Annotated in this window: 13 protein-coding genes; 4 read left to right on the top strand and 9 right to left on the bottom strand. The window is 51.5% G+C overall.

What is annotated here, in order from left to right; translation table 11 throughout:
• Positions 1 to 52: 52 nt before the first annotated feature.
• Together H3L92_RS10455 and murU are read left to right on the top strand one after the other, a co-directional pair.
• Positions 53 to 1,948 carry a Pycsar system effector family protein gene (locus H3L92_RS10455; protein ID WP_245945431.1) on the top strand — a complete coding sequence of 632 codons (1,896 nt, stop codon included), beginning with the start codon at positions 53 to 55 and terminating at the stop codon, positions 1,946 to 1,948.
• Between the two features lie 213 nt (positions 1,949 to 2,161).
• Positions 2,162 to 2,869, top strand: a complete 708-nt coding sequence (gene murU / locus H3L92_RS10450) for an N-acetylmuramate alpha-1-phosphate uridylyltransferase MurU (protein ID WP_085367039.1) — start codon at positions 2,162 to 2,164, stop codon at positions 2,867 to 2,869.
• A 449-nt stretch (positions 2,870 to 3,318) separates the two neighbouring features.
• Here murU and H3L92_RS10445 read toward each other — a convergent pair whose 3' ends face one another.
• A complete protein-coding gene (locus H3L92_RS10445) occupies positions 3,319 to 4,164 on the bottom strand; it encodes an SDR family oxidoreductase (protein WP_085367032.1) in 846 nt (281 codons plus the stop codon).
• A 225-nt stretch (positions 4,165 to 4,389) separates the two neighbouring features.
• Between H3L92_RS10445 and H3L92_RS10440 the strand changes: the two genes are divergently transcribed.
• On the top strand, positions 4,390 to 4,848 hold the full coding sequence (locus tag H3L92_RS10440) for a c-type cytochrome (RefSeq protein WP_085367031.1): 459 nt from the start codon (positions 4,390 to 4,392) through the stop codon (positions 4,846 to 4,848).
• A gap of 314 nt (positions 4,849 to 5,162) precedes the next feature.
• Here the strand turns inward: H3L92_RS10440 and carB are convergent, their stop codons facing one another.
• The 8 genes from carB to carA form a co-directional block, all read right to left on the bottom strand.
• Complete coding sequence (gene carB, locus H3L92_RS10435) at positions 5,163 to 8,375, bottom strand: carbamoyl-phosphate synthase large subunit (RefSeq protein WP_085367030.1); 3,213 nt, start codon at positions 8,373 to 8,375, stop codon at positions 5,163 to 5,165.
• A gap of 28 nt (positions 8,376 to 8,403) precedes the next feature.
• Positions 8,404 to 8,949 (bottom strand): hypothetical protein, encoded by a 546-nt coding sequence (locus H3L92_RS10430; protein WP_115336228.1) that lies wholly within the window; start codon positions 8,947 to 8,949, stop codon positions 8,404 to 8,406.
• Positions 8,950 to 8,954: 5 nt separating this feature from the next.
• Positions 8,955 to 9,518: a ComF family protein gene (locus H3L92_RS10425; protein ID WP_085367082.1), complete on the bottom strand. Its 564-nt coding sequence runs from the start codon at positions 9,516 to 9,518 to the stop codon at positions 8,955 to 8,957.
• Between the two features lie 496 nt (positions 9,519 to 10,014).
• Positions 10,015 to 11,043 carry a PDDEXK nuclease domain-containing protein gene (locus H3L92_RS10420; RefSeq protein WP_085367081.1) on the bottom strand — a complete coding sequence of 343 codons (1,029 nt, stop codon included), beginning with the start codon at positions 11,041 to 11,043 and terminating at the stop codon, positions 10,015 to 10,017.
• An 89-nt stretch (positions 11,044 to 11,132) separates the two neighbouring features.
• Positions 11,133 to 11,786: a leucine efflux protein LeuE gene (leuE, locus tag H3L92_RS10415; RefSeq protein ID WP_085367080.1), complete on the bottom strand. Its 654-nt coding sequence runs from the start codon at positions 11,784 to 11,786 to the stop codon at positions 11,133 to 11,135.
• Positions 11,787 to 11,838: 52 nt separating this feature from the next.
• The gene (locus H3L92_RS10410; protein ID WP_085367079.1) at positions 11,839 to 12,102 is read right to left on the bottom strand and encodes a SemiSWEET family transporter; all 264 of its coding nucleotides are present in this window, start codon (positions 12,100 to 12,102) and stop codon (positions 11,839 to 11,841) included.
• 85 nt (positions 12,103 to 12,187) lie between these two features.
• Complete coding sequence (locus H3L92_RS10405; RefSeq protein WP_085367078.1) at positions 12,188 to 12,568, bottom strand: VOC family protein; 381 nt, start codon at positions 12,566 to 12,568, stop codon at positions 12,188 to 12,190.
• 28 nt (positions 12,569 to 12,596) lie between these two features.
• The gene (gene carA / locus H3L92_RS10400; protein ID WP_085367077.1) at positions 12,597 to 13,730 is read right to left on the bottom strand and encodes a glutamine-hydrolyzing carbamoyl-phosphate synthase small subunit; all 1,134 of its coding nucleotides are present in this window, start codon (positions 13,728 to 13,730) and stop codon (positions 12,597 to 12,599) included.
• Between the two features lie 427 nt (positions 13,731 to 14,157).
• On the opposite strand from carA, the gene H3L92_RS10395 reads away from it, so the two are divergent.
• Entirely contained in the window at positions 14,158 to 17,976 is a 3,819-nt protein-coding gene (locus tag H3L92_RS10395; RefSeq protein ID WP_085367076.1) for a pilus assembly protein, read from the top strand.
• Positions 17,977 to 17,984: the final 8 nt, after the last annotated feature.

The following is a 17,984-nucleotide window of genomic DNA, read 5'->3' as shown; positions in this document are numbered from 1 at the left end:
ATTTAAACATAAACTGGAAAATTATCACACACAGTAACAACAGGATTCCGATATGGCTGAAAACAACAACAAAGCCCGCAAAACCGACGGTATGCCGTCTGAAAACCAAGCCGCCCGGCAGGGCGTTTCTTTAGATAACCCGCTTCATGAAGCGGCGCACACCCAAACCGACAACACTTTTAATCAGGAACCGGTATTGTTTTTGGAAAACTTAGACGATGCCGGCCAAGCAGACACCGGCCAAACGGCGGAAGAGGGCGGTGGAGCGCAAAGTGCCGCAACGGAAAGCGGTGCCGTAGCGCCCGGTGGTAGAAAAGCGAAAAAGAAAGCCAGAAGAGCAGCCAAACGCAAAGAAAAAGCAGCGGAAACGGAGCTGACGCCTATTGCCGAATCGGTGGTGCAGATCGGCACCGCCAAAGGCGTGGAAACCATGTTCCGCAACGCCTTCCGCACCGAAATGGAACTGTTGGCGCTGGCGGCCACCAAGGCCAACATCATGATCTCGCTCAACGGCTTTATCGTGTCGGCTCTGATGATTTCGGGTGCGTTTATCTTCTCTACTTCGCCCGAGTTTCTCGTGCCGGCGGGCATTTTTATGGCCACAGCCGCATCTTCCATCGTGTTTGCCTTGTTGTCGGCCTCGCCCGAACGCATGGGTAAATTGCGCGCAACGGCCGAATGGCTGAAAGACGTATTTAAACGCAAAGCCTCGGTTAAAGATTTCAAAGCCCGCGTGTTTGAGCCTGAAGCACACTATGTCGATGAAACGCCGAACATTCTGATTTATGAAGACCGCGTCAAAATCTCGAAAGAGCGCTATTGGGAAATGATGCAGGACATTATGGCCGACCGCGAGCAGGTGTATAAAAAAATGAGCGACGAGCTTTATTGGCTCGGCCAACTCGCCAACAAGCAGTTCAAATATCTGAATATGTCGTATGCCGCCTTCCGTTGGGGGTTGCTGGTTTCGGTGCTGGCCTTTATCGCCATCAAAACCCTGCCCGGTGTGGTGCCTTCCATGCAGGCAAGCAAAGCCGCCGCCGAGTTGAGCAAGGTGGGCATCAATTCTTTCCAGGGGCTGTATGAGCCTTCCGCCGTCCAACAACTGCCCGACGGCCGCCTGCTGGTGGTTGAAGACGAACATTCGCGTGCCGCCAGCATCGTTTCGTTCAAACCCGACGGCTCGCTCGAAGAAAACGAAACGGCCGACACCCGCATCGTTCGCGGCTTCAAACGCAAACTCAGCGATTTGGAGGGCTTGACCATGGATAACGACGGCTACATCTATGCCATCACCTCGCATTCGCGCAACCGCGAAGGCGTGCGCCGCCCCGACCGCGAACACTTTATCCGCTTCAAAATCCGCGGCAACGACGTGGTGGAACTCAGCTCGTTCGACGGTTTGGTGGATATTTTGGAAAATTCCGAGCAGGTGGAGCAGCTTATCCGCAATAAAATCGGCACCATGCTCGATTTCAAAACCGTTAACATCGAAGGCTTGGCTTACGACCCGGTGAAAAACCGCCTGTTGCTCGGCTTCCGCGATCCCGAGTTCAGCGACAAATCCATGGTGCTGTATATCGATAACCCGAAAGAGATGTTTGCCGAAAGCGCACAGCCCAACTTCACCGACGTGGCATTTTTAGATATCAAAGGCGGCGGTATCCGCTCGCTCAACTACGACCCGGTGCAGAAAGCATTCGTGTTAACCAACGAAGTGAAAGACGAGAAGGGCAAGAAATTCCCGCAGTTTTGGGTTTGGAGCGGCGAACCGAATGCAGCGCCCAAATCCATCGACCTGCCCAATATGAACCTGATGACCAACGTGGAAGCCGTGGATTCGGTGAAAATCAACGGCCAAAACCGCCTGATTTTCATGAGCGACGACGGCGACGCCACCAAAAACATCGGCGGCAAATATATGATTGTCGAATACGAGAAATTTTGATCTGCCCCCCCTCCCCCCTGCTTGGGTAAAGGTACTCCGAAGAAAGTACAAGGTGATGTAGTAGAGGGAATAGTTTAGAAATGTTATTTAAATTAAGTTGATTGGCTAAGGTTTAAACCAGTATCTCAGTATTTAAAAGCGGTACGATTTTTTGCAAAAGCCTCCTCCCTTTTGTTATACAATCCGCTTTTCTTTAAACAACTGCAAACCTTTATGAAAGCCATGATTTTAGCGGCCGGGCGCGGCGAGCGTATGCGCCCGCTCACCGACACCTGCCCGAAGCCCTTGTTGAAAGTAGCGGGCGAACCGCTGATAGGCTGGCATTTGCGCCGCCTGCGTGCCGCCGGTATCGGTGAAATCGTGATCAACCATGCCTGGCTAGGCGCGCAAATCGAAGCGGTCTTAGGCTCGGGCGGGGCTTACGGCGTGAATATCCGCTATTCTCCCGAAGGCGAAACCGGCTTGGAAACCGCCGGCGGCATCGCCACCGCGCTGCCTCTGTTGGGTAGCGAGCCGTTTTTGGTGGTAAACGGTGATGTGTTAACCGATATTGATTTTCAGACGGCCTTTGCAGCGGCCGAAACCTTGCGCCGGCAGCGCAAACTGGCCCATTTGTGGCTTGTGCCCAATCCCGAACACAATCCGAAGGGCGATTTCATTTTGCAGGAGAACGGTGCGGTGGCCTCGGCGGATGCGGCCGGCCGGGCGCTCACGTTCAGCGGCATGGGGGTTTACCACCCCGATTTGTTCCGCAACACGCCACCGCGCCAAGCCGCCAAACTCGCTCCGCTGCTGCGCGAAGCCATGTCTGCGGGCTTGGTTTCCGGCGAAAACCACACCGGTTTGTGGTTGGATGTGGGCACGGCGGAGCGGCTGGCCGAAGCGGATAAATTGGCGCAGGGCTGGGTTGGCAACTTTTGAAGAAATTATGGTTAGAAAATACCCTGTAGCTTTTTTAAAGCTATTGTCATACTTGAAAATTGGCCCGATCTTATTGATATAGCTTATAAAATCGTCGTGTTTGTTTACAATTTTCATTTTTTACATGAAAACCCATTTTGGTATTCTTGAGGATTGTCAAGCATATCCAAAGTCACGCAAAGCCGCGTAGTTTTTGAGAATACTCAAAAATCGCAAAATAATCATTTCAACAAAAATAAAAGCTATGGGTATAAAAGTGTAAGCAAACCAAGCTTTCCAACATTTTCTCAGGCCGTCTGAAAACAAGCGCAATGCGGTTTCAGGCGGCCTTAAAACATTTTAAACGCTATTATAGCGAATTCAAATAAAAACCCCGAAATGAAATAACTGCATTCAAACTTGCAATTGGGCGATATGCTAAAGAATCGTTTTACCCTACTTCGGCATTCTTATTTTAATTCACTATATTTAAACCACGATTTGATTTTTTGGAACAACGACATACTTTGTTTCTCAAAGCCGTCGTCCGGCTGCACGGCGGGCGGCGGGGCTTCGCGGTGTACGGGCAGTGCGCCGAAGCTCTGCGCCACCGGCATGATTTCGATGCTGTTCACATTCATATGGGCGGGGCGCTGGTAGAGCCACAAAGCCGTGTCGGCGATATCCTGCGGGCGGATAAACTGCACGTTTTCATACAGTTTGGCCGCGCGTTCGCCGTCGCCCTTGAAACGCACGTTGGAAAACTCGGTATCGCCGCACAAGCCCGGCTCGATGTTGCTCACGCGCACGCCCGTGCCCGCCAAATCGGCGCGCAGGTTGAGGCTGAACTGGCGCACATAGGCTTTGGTGGCGCCATACACATTGCCGCCCGGGTAGGGATAAGTGCCCGCAATCGAGCCGAGGTTGATGATATAGCCGCTTTTGCGCGCCACCATCTGCGGCAGCACTTGGCGGGTTAAATAGCTCAAGCCGATGATATTGGTTTGGATCATGGTTTCCCAATCGTTGAAATCGGCTTTGTCGGCCCCGTCGAGGCCGAGCGCCAAACCGGCGTTGTTGATCAGGCAGTCGATTTCGGCGAAGTTTTCCGGCAGGCTCTGCAAAGCATGATAGATGGATTCGGTGCGCGTCATATCCATTTCCAGCGGGTGGAAACGTTCGCCCAACTCCGCCTGCAAGGCTTCCAGCTTGTGCAGCCGACGCGCGGCACCGATAACTTTATACCCCGCTGCCACAAAGCTGCGGCACATGGCTTCACCGAAACCGGCCGATGCGCCGGTGATTAAAATCGTCATATCCTTCTCCTCAATAAAATGCAAACGGTTTGATGCACGCCGCTTGCGGAACACCCGCCGCCGCGCGGTTTCGGGTATGATAACGGAACCATAACAACCATAGTATAGTGAATCCACTTACTCCGTTACGGCGTTGCTGCGCCTTGCCGTACTATTTGTACTGTCTGCGGCTTGCTGCCTTGTACCGAAGTAATTGAATCCACTATAGCATAAGGAAACACCAGCATGAAAACCAAACTGACTGCGGCTTGGGCGGCCGCCGCCGCATTTGCCCTCTCTGTCTGCGGCGGTGCGCCCGCCGATGCGGCCAAAGGGCCGATATCCGAAGCGCGCACCACCGCTTTCAAAACGATGATGCCCAATTTCAGCAGCATGGGCAAAATGGTGAAAGGCGACGAAGCTTACGACGTTGAGAAATTCAAAGCCGCCGCCGCCACGTTTGCCGAAGAGAGCAAAAAACCGTTTGAATATTTTCAGAAAGACGAACAGGGCGACGGCGACACGCTGCCGGTAACGTGGGAAAAACCCGATGCCTTTAAAGCCGAACAAGAAAAATTCTACGCCGCCGTGGCCGAATTGAACGCGCAGGCGCAAACCGGCAAGCTCGATGCCATCAAAACCGCTTATGACAAAGTGGGCGCGAGCTGCAAATCCTGCCACGACACCTTCCGCCGGCCGAAGTGATTTTCAAGCATTTGCTTTGTTTGTTTATTTTTCACCATGCTCGGGTCTATCCTGAGCATTTTATTGTTTTTGAAAGAAATAGCAGATACTCGGATCAAGCCCGAGTATGACGGTACATAAATTGAAGCCTTTATAAAATCTGTTCGGGCCGTCTGAAAGGCTTAAATCCTGTCATTCCCGCGCAGGCGGGAATCTAGATGGAAATATTAAAGTATTGATTAAACAATCACTTGAATTCCATACACCATATTGAAAAGGCCGTCTGAAAACTTTTCAGACGGCCTTTGCTGCCAATCGGCTAAGGTGGATAACGCTTATTTCTTCAACCGCCCGTGCAGCTCCTGCACGCTGTACACGCCCAGCGCGTTCATGCTTTTGGCGCCTTCGCTCATGGCTTCGCCGCCGGCGATGGTGGTGTATTGCGGCACGCGCTGGGTGAGTGCGGTGCGGCGGATGCTGTGGCTGTCGGCCACCGACTGCGCATCGCTGCTCACGGTGTTCACCACCACCGCGATTTCGCCGTTTTTAATGGCGTCGACAATATGCGGGCGGCCTTCGAGCACTTTGTTGATCACGGCCACGTCTTCCACGCCGTGCTCTTTCAGGTAGGCCGCAGTGCCGCGCGTGGCGACCAGGCTGTAGCCGAGCTGCTGGAAGTTTTTGGCGGTTTTCACCACCAGCGGTTTGTCTTCGTTGCGCACGGCAAGGAACACTTTGCCGCTTTCGGGCAGGCGCTCGCCCGCGCCCAGCTGCGATTTCAGATAGGCTTCGCTAAAGGTGGCGCCCACACCCATCACTTCGCCGGTGGAGCGCATTTCGGGGCCGAGAATGGTGTCCACGCCGGGGAATTTGATAAACGGGAACACGGCTTCTTTCACGGCATAAAAGTCGGGAATCACTTCTTTTTCAACGCCTTGCTCTTTCAGGCTGATGCCAGCCATCGCGCGCGCGCCCACTTTGGCCAGCGGCACGGAAGTGGCTTTCGACACAAACGGCACGGTGCGCGAGGCGCGCGGGTTCACTTCGAGCACGAACACCACGCCGTCCTGTACGGCAAACTGCACGTTCATCAGGCCGACCACGTTCAGCGCGTAGGCCATCGCTTTGGTTTGGCGGCGGATTTCTTCCTGCACTTCTTCGGAGAGCGAATACGGCGGCAGCGAGCAGCCGGAATCGCCGGAGTGGATGCCGGCCTGCTCAACGTGCTGCATGATGCCGCCGATCACTACGTCTTTGCCGTCTGAAACGCAGTCCACATCCACTTCGATGGCATTGTTCAGGAAGAAATCGAGCAACACGGGGCTGTCTTCCGACACCTGCACCGCTTCGCGCATGTATTTCTGCAATTGCTCGGCCGAATGCACCACCTGCATGGCGCGGCCGCCCAACACATACGACGGGCGCACCACCAGCGGGTAGCCGATTTCTTCGGCCAACACCAGCGCTTCTTCTTCGTTGCGGGCGGTGCGGTTGGGCGGCTGGCGCAGGCCGAGGTCGTGCAGCACTTTTTGGAAGCGTTCGCGGTCTTCGGCGGCGTCGATGCTGTCGGCAGACGTGCCGATGATGTTCACGCCGTTTTCCACCAAGGCATTGGCCAGCTTCAGCGGCGTTTGGCCGCCGTAGTGCACAATCACGCCCCACGGGTTTTCGGTGCGCACGATTTCGAGCACGTCTTCCAGCGTGAGTGGCTCGAAATAGAGGCGGTCGCTGGTATCGAAATCGGTGGACACGGTTTCGGGGTTGCAGTTGACCATAATGGTTTCAAAGCCCGATTCGCGCAGCGCCAAAGCCGCGTGCACGCAGCAATAGTCAAATTCGATGCCCTGGCCGATGCGGTTGGGGCCGCCGCCGAGAATCATCACTTTCTTGTTTTCAGACGGCCTTGCTTCGCACTCTTCTTCATAAGTGGAATAGAGATAGGCGGTGTCGGATTGGAACTCGGCCGCGCAGGTGTCCACGCGTTTGTAAACCGGATGCAGTTTCAGCGCATAGCGGTGTTCGCGTACTTCTTTTTCAGACAGGCCTAACAATTGCGCCAAACGCTTGTCTGAAAAACCTTTGCGTTTCAGGCGGCGCAGGGCGGCGTAATCCAAATCGTTCAGACGGCCGTCTGAAACCTTTTGCTCTTCGGCCACGATGTCTTCGATTTGCGCCAAAAACCACGGGTCAATCGCGCAGATTTCATGGATTTCTTCTTTGCTGAAACCGGCGCGGAACGCATCGGCCACATACAGAATGCGGTCGGGGCCGGGGTTGGCCAGCTCGCGGCGGATTTCGGCCTTGTCGTCGGTTTTCGGGTTGAAGCCGCACAAGCCGGTTTCCAAGCCGCGCAGGGCTTTCTGCATCGATTCCTGAATGGTGCGGCCCATCGCCATTACCTCGCCCACCGATTTCATCTGCGTGGTCAGGCGGTCGTCGGCGGCGGGGAATTTTTCAAAGGCGAAACGCGGGATTTTCGTTACCACATAATCGATGCTCGGCTCGAACGATGCCGGCGTGCGGCCGCCGGTGATGTCGTTGCGCAATTCGTCCAAAGTGAAACCCACCGCCAGCTTGGCCGCCACTTTCGCAATCGGGAAACCGGTGGCCTTGGAAGCCAGCGCCGAAGAACGGCTCACGCGCGGGTTCATCTCGATCACAATCATCTCGCCGTTGGCGGGGTTCACGGCAAACTGCACATTGGAGCCGCCGGTGTCCACGCCGATTTCGCGCAACACCGCCAAGCTGGCATTACGCATAATTTGGTATTCCTTATCGGTGAGCGTTTGCGCGGGCGCAACGGTAATCGAATCACCGGTGTGCACACCCATCGGGTCGAAGTTTTCAATCGAGCAGATGATGATGCAGTTGTCGTTTTTATCGCGCACCACCTCCATTTCATACTCTTTCCAGCCCAACACCGACTGCTCGATCAGCAATTCGTGCGTGGGCGAGGCATCGAAACCGCGCTCGCAAATCGCCATAAATTCGTCTTTATTGTAGGCAATGCCGCCGCCCGAGCCGCCCATGGTGAAAGACGGGCGGATCAGCGTGGGAAAGCCCACCTGCTCCTGCGCCGCCAGCGCCTCGTTCATGGTGTGGCAAACGAATGATTTCGGGCAATGCAGGCCGATTTTTTCCATCGCCTCTTTAAAGCGGCCGCGGTCTTCGGCTTTGTCGATGGCGTCTTCCGTGGCGCCGATTAACTCGACGTTATACTTCGCCAGCACACCGTTGCGCGCCAAATCCAGCGCACAGTTCAACGCCGTTTGGCCGCCCATGGTCGGCAGCACCGCATCGGGGCGCTCCTTGGCGATAATCTTTTCCACGGTCTGCCACATAATCGGCTCGATATAGGTTACATCGGCCATATCGGGGTCGGTCATAATCGTGGCGGGGTTGGAATTGACGAGAATGACTTTATAGCCCTCCTCACGCAAAGCCTTGCACGCTTGCGCGCCGGAATAGTCGAACTCGCAGGCCTGGCCGATCACAATGGGGCCAGCGCCGATAATGAGGATGGATTTTAGGTCGGTACGTTTGGGCATGGTAGAGCCTCTATTGGGATTGTTTAATTTAAATTAAGCGAACTTGTGGCAACGCAATTGTCTTGAGATAAGCATTCCCTTTATCTTGAATTTCACCCATAAGTTTCTCATCTGTGTAATCAATAAGATCTTGCAATTGCTCTATTGATTTAATCTTTATAAATTGTTTGTTGGGTGCAAAATAAACCAAGGAAAATTTATTCTGTTTAAGTAATTCAGCAATATTATTTAATGAGCCAATACTTTTACCATTCCACAAGACAAATCCATAATCTGCTATTTCTGCCATTTTTTTATCTTTTTCAGCATGCAACGCCCTGCCTTTTTGATTGGAAAAGATAAAATTTACCTTCCATCTTCCTATATTATTGCGTGGCTCTGCTCCCGAACAAAAAACTTGTACAGAAAGATAACCATGTTCAGCGAATAGTTTTTGAAATGCTTTATCAGCACCGTTAGCATCGCCAACAATAATATTAAATTCATTTTTAAGAATATTATCAATAATTCGATTACGTATTTCTGTACTCAATTTACTGATACTTCTTGAACCTGAAAAAAATACGGTATTCATAGAATTTAACCTTTGGTCTTAGTCATTGCCAAGACAAACACTTGGTTTGCTCTTTTGGCAAGTAGTTTCTCAGTTGAAATTTCTAGAGTAGCCCCGCTATCGAATAAATCATCTACAATTAGGATGTTTTTATTATTTAAATCAATATCATCTACTAAAATGCATTTTCTCAAAATTTCTAGCTTTTCACTTTTATTTTGAATATTTTTTAAAGGCTCATGAGTATGAGATTTCTTTAAAATAGAATAGCACGGAATATTTAGACGGGAACTCAATTCCTGTGCAATTAATTGAACTGGTTGATTAGCACGCTCTAATGTAAAAGGGGCGGGAACAATCAAATTTAAGGACTCCAACCCTTTAAATTGATTTAGAATAAAATCTACCAGCAAAGCAACATTTTGGATTTTATTTCGGTATTTTAACTGGTAAATCCATTCTCCAACCATACTTCTTTGATTATCAAACTGAGGGTGACCAAGCTCATTGTGCCCCAAAAAAATACTTTGTTGCATATGATTATCCAAAGCAAACCCTTTTGTCCAATTTCCATATAATTCAATTGCCATTTATTAATTCCTTTTGATTAAACTCGTTTATTTGTACTAGCAAGCGTAGCCTGCGTGTAGCACGCGTTGCTATTTTTCTGACAAGACCCAACCGCCGCGTGCGTGCCGATGGCACATTTATGCCCTTTAGGGTACACCCTACCACGTATTTGATATTGCTTGTATCGGCAAACCGTTTCATGCCTGCCTGAAACGGTTGGGCTTGCCGGTGTTTCGGTATTTGTCGGATTCGGAAATCCGACCTGCTTGGTGCGGCGCAAACCACGATCGCCGTAGCAACCGTAGGTCGGGCATTTATGCCCGACTGTTACTTGGGTGCGGATTGTGTCGGGCATTAATGCCCGACCTACCAAAAGCGTAGCCTGCGTGCAGAATGTGCGGCGCAGCCACGCACGCGTTGCTATTTTTCTGACAAGACCCAACCGCCGCGTGCGTGCCGTTGGCACATTTATGCCCTTCTGTAGCCGTAGGTCGGCCATTGAAGCCCAACCTTCTATCATTCGTCTTTCCGCCCCAAAGCATTCATCACCCGTTCACGTTCCCATTCGAGCTGCCGTTTTAATTCTTCTTCGCTGGGCAGGTAGGGCAGGTATTTGGCGGCAAACAGTTGTTTTTGTTCGGCCAATACCGAATAGCGTACTACGGCTTCGCTCTTTTCGCTGCACAAAACCAAGCCGATGGTGGGGTTGTCGTCGGTGCTTTTGTATTGCTCGTCATACAGGCGGATATAGGTGTCCATTTGGCCGATGTCTTGGTGTTTCAGACGGCCTAATTTCAAATCGAGCAGTAAAAAGCATTTGAGTTTGAAGTTGTAAAACACCAGGTCAATGTAAAAATCTTCGTCGTCAAAACGAATGTGCTGCTGGCGTTCGACAAAAGCGAAACCTTTGCCAAGTTCGAGTAAAAACTGCTGCAAGTGGCCGATAATGGTGTTTTCGATATCGCTTTCCTGATAGCTTTTGTCCGACAGGTTCAAAAAATCAAGTATATACGGATCGCGCAGGTAATCGTGGATGCTTTCGGCCTGCTCCTGTATTTTCTGCCCGGCTTCGGCGGCAACAGCGGCTTTGTCGCGGCTGCTGAGCAGGCGTTCGTAATAGGGTACGCCGATTTGGCGGTCTAGCGCGCGAACGCTCCAGTTTTGGCTGACGGCTTCTTGTGCATACCATTCCCGTGCGCGGGGATTTTCTACCCGCAGCAGGCGGCGGTAGTGCGTCCAGCTCAATTCGCGACGCACTGCGTCGCGAATTGGAAACAGTAGATAAAACTGGCGCATATTGCGCAAATTGGTTACGTCAAAGCCTTTGCCAAACTGTGCGGTTAACGCTTCTGAAATACTCTGCAACTGCTGTTTGCCGTAAGCCGCGCGCTTTTCGCCCTGTTGCTCGTGCTCGACGATTAAGCGGCCGATTTCCCAATAGCTCTGCACCATTGCGCTGTTAACCGCCGAGCGCACCTGATTGCGCGCTTGTTGAATCACGTCAGCGATGTGTTGCAGCAGGGCGTGGTGGGCAGGCGTATTCATAATATCTTGTATTTTAACGATATATTTATTTGCTGGATAGTTTGCTTCTTTATGCCTGTCTGAAAATCTTTGTTCCGACAGGCATATCCCTACAACCCCGCCGTCCACATTTTTACGGCGAAACCGATAAACAGCACGCCGACGGCGGCCATGGCGGCGGCGGATATTTTGGTGTGCCGTTTAAACGCGCGGGTGAGTGTGTGGCCGGCGAACACCAGCGTGTTTAAATAAAGCAGGCTCACCAGCTGCAAAATCACGGCCAGCGCGAGAAAACTCAGCGCAAGGTGCGGGTAGGCCGGATCGACGAACTGCACGAAAAACGATAAGAAAAACAGTATCGCTTTCGGGTTGGTTAGGCTCAACAGCAGCGCGCGTTTGAAAATGTGCTGCGGTTCGGGCGGGTTGTTTGCGCCGCTCGCCGCGGCCGTTGCGCCCGGCCGGAAGTGCCATTTTTTGGCGGCACCGCGCAGCAGGTTGCAGCCGATATAGGCCAAGTATAACCCGCCGGCAAGCTTGATGCCGTGAAACAGGGCGGGATAGAGCTTGAGCAGGGTGCCGGCGCCCAATACGGTGGCGAGTATCAGCAGGCTGTCGCCCAGCAAGATGCCCGCCACGGCGCGGTAGGCGGCCTTGGCGCCGTGTTGCCCGGCAACGGTGAGGCAATACATGGAATTGGGGCCGGGCAGCAGGATAACGGCGATGGTGCCGATAATATAGGCGGCAAGGTCGGTTATGCCGAACATTTTCAGACGGCCTCAGGGCGGGTTATCAAGTTAAAGAACGGCGGCCTGCGCGTTAAAAGCTGGTGATAAACGTGATCAGGCCGAGAAAAATGCCGGGCGCGTTGGCCAGCGCCACGGGAATATCGCGGTTTTTTTTAAACAGGGCGTAAATCACCCATAAGGTGCAGTTGATCGCGGCCACCAAAGGTTGCAGCCATGCGCCTTTCTGGCCGGCCAGATTCATTTGTATCTGCGGAATATAGGCTACATACATGCCCACCGCCATCATGGTGGCGACGATGGATAAGATGCGGATTTGTTTGTCGGTAAATGCCATGGTTGTTCTCTGTTTTTGAAGCTTTTTGTTGTTTTTTGTTTTTCAGACGGCCTATGTTGAGTTGAGGCCGTCTGAAAATATAGATTCAAATATAACGGCTGATTTCTAATAAATTGCCGTCGGGGTCGCGCAGGTAAACCGATTCGATCGCCCCCACTGCGCCCGTGCGCGGCACGATGCCGCTCAAAGCCCGAATGCCGTGCGCCTCCAGCTCGGCCAGCACCTGCTCCGGCGGGGTGTCGGTGAGCAGGCATAAATCGGCCGTGCCGCAGCCGGCGTTTTGCGCATTGGGCAACACTTCGGCGCCGCGTTGGTGCAGGTTGATTTTCTGGCGTCCGAACAGTAGCGCCTTGCGGCCTTCGCCGAACGTGATTTCCTGCATCCCCAAAACCTGCGTGTAAAACGCGATGCTTTTTTCGATATCGGCAACGGTCAGCACCAAATGGTCGAGCGCGGTAATGTTCATTTCAAGCAGGCCTTTTCAGACAGGCATTTCAGACGGCCTTGGCCGCTTTCATGCTGTCGATAAATTTATCAAACAGGTAAGCCATGTCGTGCGGGCCGGGGCTGGCTTCGGGGTGGCCTTGGAAGCTGAATGCCGCCTGTCCGGTTAACTCGATGCCTTGCAGCGAACCGTCGAACAACGAGCGGTGGGTGACTTTAACGTTTTCGGGCAGGCTGTCGGCATCCACTTCAAAGCCGTGGTTTTGGCTGGTGATCATCACTTTGCCGCTGGCCAAATCCTGCACGGGGTGGTTGGCGCCGTGGTGGCCGAACGCCATTTTGCGGGTTTTGCCGCCCACCGCCAGCCCCAGCAATTGATGGCCCAAACAAATACCGAACAGCGGTATTTTGCTTTCCAGCAGGGTTTTCACGGCGGCGATGGCATAATCGCAAGGCTCGGGGTCGCCCGGGCCGTTGGAAAGGAACACACCGTCGGGGTTCATCGCCAACACTTCTTTGGCAGGCGTTTGCGCCGGCACCACGGTCAGGCGGCAGCCGCGCTCGGCAAGCATACGCAGAATATTGGTTTTCACGCCGAAATCATAAGCCACCACATGATAAGGCTGTTTTTCGGGGCTGCCGAAGCCTTGGCCGAGCCGCCATTCGCCTTCAACCCACTCATAAGATTCACCGCAAGTTACCTCTTTAGCCAAATCCTTGCCTACCATGCTGCCGAACGCGGCAATCAACTCGCGCGCCTTCTCTTCGGTGGCATCCGCACCGGTGAGAATCGCGCCGGCCTGTGCGCCTTTGTCGCGCAGAATACGGGTGAGGCGGCGGGTGTCGATGTCGGCAATCGCCACGGTTTGGTTGCGCACCAGATAGTCCTGCAAACTTTCGCTGCTGCGGAAATTGCTGTGCAACAGCGGCAGGTCGCGGATAATCAGGCCGGCGGCATATACGGCACGGCTTTCCGTGTCTTCGCCGTTGGCGCCGGTGTTGCCGATGTGCGGATAAGTGAGGGTAACGATTTGTTTGCAGTAAGAAGGGTCGGTGAGGATTTCCTGATAACCGGTCATGGAAGTATTGAACACCACTTCGCCGGAAGTCGTGCCGTTAAAACCCACCGAGGTGCCGTGAAACACGCTGCCGTCGGCGAGCACTAAGATTGCGGGTGTGGTCATGATGGGTATCCTGTGTTGGCTGGGTGTGGAACGGCTTTAGAAGGGTTAAGGCCGTCTGAAAAGAATCCGGCTAAAAAAAAACACGCCGCACGGCTTGCTAAAAAACCGTGTTACGTGCTTTTCGGGGCATAACTCTATGCCGTAGAAGCAAGATATTTTAAGCGAAATAGCGCACAGGCTCAAGCAGAAATCAGGTGTTGATTTACAGAAACTGCAACTACCCTTTAAAAAATCAAGTTTCAGCTCTATTTGTGAAAACTGTTGCATTTTAAGAAAACGCTATCTTTATCTGCCTTAAAAAATACAGAAAACTCAATCAGCATGATAAAATTTGAAAAGCTGATTTTACATAAAAATTACATACAACCCGCGAACTTAAAACTGCCAGCGAACAGTTTGCGTGTTTCAAACCATACGAGAGCGACTTATGAAAACTCCTACTCCTTTCTCACGCCCTAAAATTTTAGCCCGCCTAACCGCTGCGATTTTTTCGCTTTATGCCGTTAATGCAAGTGCGACCTCATTCGAACAAAGCCCGATGTTGGGCATCGGAAGCTCATACCCTCCCAATGTGCTGCTGGGGCTCTCGGTGGAGTTTCCTACCGCGGGGGCTGCCTATCAGAAAGTAGGAGTCGGTGGTACTATAAATAATCATATGGTCTTGACTGATAAAGACTTTCAAGAGAATACTTACTTAGGCTATTTTGACCCTGATAAGTGTTACAGTTATAACGCTGGCGGCGGATATTTTACACCGACACGGCTGGCACCTGCCAACCGCTATTGCACCGGGGAATTCAGTGGCAATGCTCTAAACTGGATGACCATGACTACCATCGACATTTTCCGCCAAGCCATGACTGGAGGAAACCGTGCATTAGGCTTAGCTAATACGCCACAAACTTATCAAAGTGGTGATGTGGAAGGCAAGACCGTTCTACGTCGTGCATTTGTAAACAGGGAACAAAATGGAAAAGATGAATATAATTTATGGTTGCGGGCAGTAGAGAGCAGCCTTGCCTCTAAAATTTTCCCGAGTTCAGTATTGCCTGCAAGCGGTAACCTATTGTTACGCAACGAAGGTTTTCAGGTGGCATTCAACCCTTCTACCGGAAGCCAGAGAGTATACAATGTTCAGGTTGAAGTTTGTAATCCCGACATGCCCGAAAAGAACTGCCGAGCCTATAGCGCAACCAATCTGAAACCGGAAGGTTTGATGCAGGAATATCGGCAAAAAATGCGTTTTAGTGTATTTGGTTATCTGAACAACAGTAACTCACAAGCTGGCAATCAAATAAACGGCGGTGTAATGCGCGCCCGCATGAAATCGCTAGCCGGCGAAACAACTGCCGACGGCATAGTATTAGGCAATGAAATCAACACACAAACAGGGCAGTTTGAAACAAACCCTGATCAACAGGACGCCTCCGCCAGCGGGGTAAGCAATAGCGGTGTAATCAACTATCTGAATAAATTCGGAGACAGCGGACAATATCGCGGTTCGGATCCCGCTGCGGAGCTTTATTATGCAGGTTTGCGGTATTTCAGAAATAAAGGCAGCCTATCTGAATATACAAAAGCAATTAAAACCGGCAACACGGCAGCTAACAATACCGCCAAAGATAACTTTCCGGTGATTGAAAACTGGAACGATCCTTTACTGCGCCAAGGGGAAACCGAAGCCAGCAAAGAGGCGGTTTGCCGTCCTAATTTTCTACTCTATATCGGTGATACCTTCACCCATCACGATAACGATCTGCCTAATGCCTATAAGCCGAATGCTAGTGGCCTTCCAACACCGGCCATTCCCAATGACGATGTTGAAACGGAAAAATATCTGCAAAAAGCTGCCAATGCCGAAAGTGCGTTTATCCTAACTGGCTCCGATGGAAGAAAACAATTCGGTGCGTGGGGTGGATATTCGTACGGCAGTATTGTCGGCTTAGCTTATTGGGCGCGCACCAATGATATCCGCACAACCATGCCGGGCAATCAAACCATCCGTACCATCATGGTAGATGTATTGGAAAGAAATAACTATCGAAGTGAAGGTACCTCTTGGAACGACAACGTTTTCTATTGGGCAGCCAAATATGGCGGCTTCAACGATCAAGAAAATGAAGACAAAGGCTTGCTGCCGGTATTGAAACCCAATTCGGATCCCAAGTCGCGTGCACAATGGACCAGCGACCCTGTAGGCAGCACAAGCCTTCCTGCCTTCAAAGACGGCGTGCCGAATACTTACGGTGCGGCAGCAGACCCGGAGAGTCTGACTAATGTATTGAGAAAATCGTTTAAAAATATCGGAGCAAAATCCGACACCCCCACTCAAACCGCATTGGGATTAGATTTAAATGCGGCTGGCGTGATGGATGTATCGGCCAACACTCTGATTATGCAATCGAGCTACAAACAAAATGAATTCGGCTGGCAGGGTGATGTAATTGCCTACCGCTCTTCGGATGTGTTCGGCAATCTCAGTAATAACCCGCCTACACCGGCATGGAAACTAAGCGACCGTTTGACAAACTACCGTTATAACTGGAACAACCGTAATGTTTGGGCGCGTACCACCGGCGGGGTGTATCAATTTTCCCGCGCCAATGCCACAACATTCGCACCAGCTTTGGCACTGGGCAACCAAGGCCGCCCTATCGATGATCCTGCCAACTTAATTGAATATGTTTTGGGATCGGATCAATATGAAGAGGGTGCCGGCGCATCATTTAGAAAGCGCCCCGATAACGGTTTGCTTGGCACCGTTGTCAATTCTGCTATTGCGGTGGTTAAAGCGCCACAGAGTGAAAGTTTGAAAGAGTGCAAATACACTAATTTCAACACCGTTCAAAACAGAAAAACACTTTATGCGTTTGCCGCGAATGACGGTATGCTGCATATCGCCGATCACGACGGCAATGAGCAATTTGCCTATCTGCCTGCCGATACACTACCCAAGTTGAAACAGTTTGCCGAAACAGGGCAGCCTCACTTCTTTATTAACGACGGTTCGCCCGTGGCTGCGGAAGTATGCTTTGCATCCGGCTCTCTTAAAGAGGCTAAATCGGTTATCGTCGGCACAACAGGCCGTGGCGGTAACAGTGTGTATGCCGTTGATGCAACGAATATGGGCGCAAGCACAACGCCCGGTCAAGCAAACGTTATGTGGGAGTTTAACGCTTCTGATGATTCCGGCCTCGGCCTTACCGTACACAAACCGGTTATCACCAATGTGAAGATTGGCGAACAGTCTGTTCCGGTTGCGGTAGTCAGCAGCGGTTATAACGCGGCAGGCGGTGAAGGTTATATTTATATCTTGAGATTGGATAAGAGCAGCAATAATTGGTCTTTAGGTACGAATTATTGGAAAGTGAAACTCGGAACAACCGGCGTAGGTATGCCGAAAGTGGTAGATACCGATAACGACGGTAACCTAGACCGCATTTATGTGGGCGATGAATCGGGTGTAATGTGGCGTATCGATTATGCCAACGGTGCATGGCAAGCGGCAAAAAAACTGTTTAGCGGCACACAACCGATAACCGGCGCACCCGACGTATTTAAAAATGCAGACAATTACACGGTTGTATTCAGCACCGGCAAATATTTCGATGCAAGCGATGCATCGGCAATACAACAAAACTATGCCTATGGCCTTTTTGATAAAGATGGTTCAACAATAAGTGACAGCCAGTTATTGGCGCAATCGGCCACACTGGCAAACCCTGTTGCATCCCTTAGCAGCGCAGGCAACAGTAAAGTATATTATAGCACCACTCAAAACACCTTGACTGCGGGTACACACAAAGGTTGGAAATTGCAAATGCCCGAGGGTTTTATCAGCATTTCCGATGCTTTGATACGCCGCAACAGAACAGCCCAATTTTCTGCCTTCAAAGTAGGCAGCGGCGGCACAATCGATGCCAATGCAACCGGCAACGTGTGTGTAGCCGATTCGGGTGAATCTGCAACCATTGAAGTTGATGTTCGTACAGGTGCGATGTATAAGGATGCCGTTTTCGATACCAACAACGATAAGAAATTTGTTCTTAAAGATGGTGACATGCTTGCCGGCATGGTGGTAGAAAAAGGCAGGATTGCTTTATTTCCTGCTGTTGCTACGGTTAACATAAACGGCAAACAATACGATGTGGTGCTCAAAATGGGCGACGATGGTAAATTCAGCGTTGAGTTTCTGAACCGGTTTGCCAAAGGCGTGCGCCGCATCAGCTGGCGTGAAATTTTTTAAGGGAGCAT

The sequence above is a fragment of the Neisseria dentiae genome, assembly GCF_014055005.1.
In the GTDB taxonomy this organism is placed as follows: Bacteria; Pseudomonadota; Gammaproteobacteria; order Burkholderiales; family Neisseriaceae; genus Neisseria; species Neisseria dentiae.
Note: the sequence above shows the minus strand (reverse complement) of the source record. Positions and strands in the feature narration are given on the sequence as shown.